The 3,759-nt window shown below is 71.8% G+C and carries 1 pseudogene; it reads left to right on the top strand.

What is annotated here, in order from left to right:
* Window positions 1-373: 373 nt before the first annotated feature.
* A pseudogene (gene pulA / locus ONA70_RS35220) lies at window positions 374-3,679 on the top strand (pullulanase-type alpha-1,6-glucosidase); the annotation flags it as partial.
* Between the last annotated feature and the right edge of the window lie 80 nt (window positions 3,680-3,759).

Below are 3,759 nucleotides of genomic sequence, written 5' to 3'. Positions count from 1 at the left end.
CTACACGGCTGGCGCCACCCTCGTCATCGCGGCCCTGCCGGCCATGTCCGCCGTGGTCCTCCGGGCCGACCGGGCGATCCCGCAGGCCGATGCCGCCCCGAAGGTCACCGTCACCGAGCCGGGCGACGGCCCGGTCGCCACCAAGGCCGCCGTCACCGCGCAGGTCACCGGCGACCCCCTCGCGACCGTCACCTTCGCCGCCCGGGTCCCCGGCGGCAAGTGGACCCTGCTGGGCACCGCGCACCGGGCTCCGTACACCGTTCACCACGACCTGACCGGCCTGCCCGGCGGGACGAAGGTCGAGTACAAGGCAGTGGTGCGTGACGGCAAGGGCCGGATCGCCGACGCCCGGTCCACCGGCACCGTGGGCACCCCGACGCAGAGCGCGTCGCGGGACTGGGCCGTCGTGCACTACCAGCGCCCGGCCGGCGGGTACGCCGACTGGGGCCTCTACACCTGGGGCGACATCGACCCGGCGTACCAGACCGACTGGCCCAACGGGCAGCCGTTCGCGGGCGAGGACTCCTTCGGCCGGTTCGCCTGGGTCAAACTGAAGCCGGGCGCTAAGTCCGTCGGCTTCCTCGTGGTGGACAGGAACGGCACCAAGGACGTGCCCAACGACCGCGCCATCGACGTGACCCAGACCGGTGAGGTGTGGGTCAAGCAGGGCGACCCGACGCTCTACCCGACCCGGCAGGCGGCCACCGGCGAGCCGGACCCGCCGGTCGACCAGAGCACCGCGCTCATCCACTGGCGCAAGGCGGACGGCAACTACGACGGCTGGGGCCTGCACCTCTGGGACGGCGCGGCCAACCCGACCGACTGGGGCAACCCGCTCAAGCCGGAGAAGATCGACGCCTTCGGGGCGGTGTTCCGGGTGCCCCTCGCCGCCGGCGCCACCGGGCTGAACTACATCGTCCACCACGGCGACACCAAGGACCAGCCCGACGACCAGCGGCTCGACTTCGCCGCCGCCGGGCACGAGATCTGGCTGCTCGCCGGGGTCAAGGGCCGGCTGCTGCCGTCGACCTCCTCCGGCGTCGCACAGGACCTCGACATCACCAAGCAGAAGGCGCAGTGGATCGACCGGTCCACCGTCGCCTGGCAGACCGGGCCGACCGACGGTAAGCGGTACGACCTGGTCGCCGCCCCGACCGGCGGGCTGAGCATCGCCGACGGGGAACTGGCCGGGACGTACACCACGCTGCCGCTGCGGGCGCAGCGCAACGGGCTCACCGAGGCGCAGCGGCAGGCGTATCCCCAGCTCTGGGCCTACCACGCCTTCGGCCTGGACCGGACCGACCTGGCCAAGGTGCCGGCGGCGCTGCGCGGCCAGCTCGTGGTGACCGAGCGGGACGCGGAGGGGCACCTGCTCGGCGCGACCGGGGTGCAGATCCCGGGCGTGCTCGACGACGTCTACCGGTCCGCCACCGAGGCGAAGCTCGGCCCCACGTTCGCCGACCAGGTGCCCACCCTGGCGGTCTGGGCGCCGACCGCCCGCACGGTGTCGCTCCAGCTCTTCGACTCGCCGACGGCCGAGCCGCGGACGGTGTCGATGAGCCGGAACGACCGCACCGGCGTCTGGTCGGTGCGCGGCACGAAGTCCTGGACCGGCAAGTACTACCGCTACCGCGTCGAGGCCTGGCAGCCGGCGGCGCAGAAGATGGTCACCGCCTCGGTGACCGACCCGTACTCGGTGGGGCTCGCGCCGGATTCGACGCACAGCCAGATCGTCGACCTGAACGACCCGGCGCTGGCCCCGGCCGGCTGGGCGAACCTGCGCAAGCCGGCGGCGGTGCCGTCGTCGAAGGCGCAGATCCAGGAGCTGTCGGTGCGCGACTTCTCCGTGGCCGACAGCACGGTGCCGGCCGAACGGCGCGGCACGTACCTCGCCTTCACCGACCCGGGCACCGCCGGGATGAAGCACCTGAAGGCGCTCGGCGACGTCGGGGTCAACTACCTGCACCTGCTCCCGGCGTTCGACTTCGCCACCATCCCCGAGAAGCGGGCCGACCAGGCCCAGCCCGCCTGCGACCTGGCCGCGCTGCCGCCGGACTCCGACCAGCAGCAGAAGTGCGTCGCGGCGGTGGCCGACTCCGACGGCTACAACTGGGGCTACGACCCGCTGCACTACACCGTGCCCGAGGGCGGCTACGCCGTCGACCCGGCCGGGGCGAAGCGGACCACCGAGTTCCGGCAGATGGTCGCCGGGATCAACCAGGCCGGCCTGCGCGTGGTGATGGACGTCGTCTACAACCACACCTCGGCCGCCGGCGTCGACCCGAAGTCGGTGCTCGACCAGGTGGTGCCGGGCTACTATCAGCGGCTGCTGGAGGACGGCACCGTAGCCAACTCGACCTGCTGCGCCAACACCGCGCCAGAGCACGCCATGATGGGCAAGCTCGTGGTGGACTCCCTGGTCACCTGGGCGAAGCAGTACAAGGTGGACGGCTTCCGGTTCGACCTGATGGGCCATCATCCGAAGGCGAACATCCTGGCCGTGCGCGCCGCGCTGGACGAGCTGACCGTGGCCCGCGACGGCGTGGACGGGAAGAAGATCCTGCTCTACGGCGAGGGCTGGAACTTCGGCGAGGTCGCCAACGACGCCCGGTTCGTGCAGGCCACCCAGGCCAACATGGCCGGCACCGGGATCGGCACCTTCAACGACCGGCTCCGCGACGCGGTACGCGGTGGGGGCCCGTTCGACGGCAATCCGCGGATCCAGGGCTTCGCCTCCGGCCTCTACACCGACCCGAACGGGGACGGCGTCAACGGTTCGGCGGCGGAGCAGAAGGCCCGGCTGCTGCACCAGCAGGACCTGATCAAGGTGGGGCTGACCGGCAACCTACGCGGCTACCGGTTCACCGACTCCGCCGGCAAGTCGGTCACCGGCGCCCAGGTCGACTACAACGGTTCGCCGGCCGGCTACACCGCCGCACCGGGTGAGGCGGTCACCTACGTCGACGCCCACGACAACGAGATCCTGTACGACGCGTTGGCGTACAAGCTGCCGCAGGGCACCTCGGCGCAGGACCGGGCCCGGATGCAGGTGCTGGCCCTGAGCACCGTGGTGATGGGGCAGGGGACCGGGTTCGTGACGGCCGGCTCGGAGCGGTTGCGCTCCAAGTCGCTGGACCGCAACTCGTACAACTCCGGCGACTGGTTCAACCAGATCCGCTGGGACTGCACGCAGGGCAACGGATTCGGCGCCGGTCTCCCGCCGCAGCAGGACAACAAGGACAAGTGGCAGTACGCCCGGCCGCTGCTGGCCGACCCGAAGCTGGTGCCGGACTGCGCGGCGGTCGACCTGGCCGACGCCCGGTACGCGGAGCTGCTGCGGATCCGTACGTCCTCGCCGGTGTTCGGGCTGGCCACCGCCGACCAGGTGCAGCAACGGGTGGCGTTCCCGCTGTCCGGGGAGCAGGAGACCCCGGGCGTGCTCACCATGACCCTGGACGCGCGGGGCCTGGACGGGAAGTGGAAGTCGGTGACCGTGGTCTTCAACGCCACCCCGGAGGCGGCGAAACAGACGGTGACCGGCCTGCGCGGGGCTGACGTCGCGCTGCACCCGGTGCTGAAGGAGTCGGCCGACCCGGTGCTGCGTACCGCGTCGTTCGATGAGGTGACCGGTACGTTCACCGTGCCGGCGCGCAGCGTGGCGGTCTTCGTCCAGAGCTGACCCGGTGACGATCCGGCCCCCCGCCACCTCGGTGGCAGGGGGCCGGATCTCTGCGTGGATCCGCTGTTCAACGACGCCGG

This window comes from Micromonospora yasonensis (genome assembly GCF_026013475.1).
Classification (GTDB): Bacteria; Actinomycetota; Actinomycetes; order Mycobacteriales; family Micromonosporaceae; genus Micromonospora; species Micromonospora yasonensis.
This window is presented reverse-complemented; position numbering and strand designations above follow the sequence as displayed.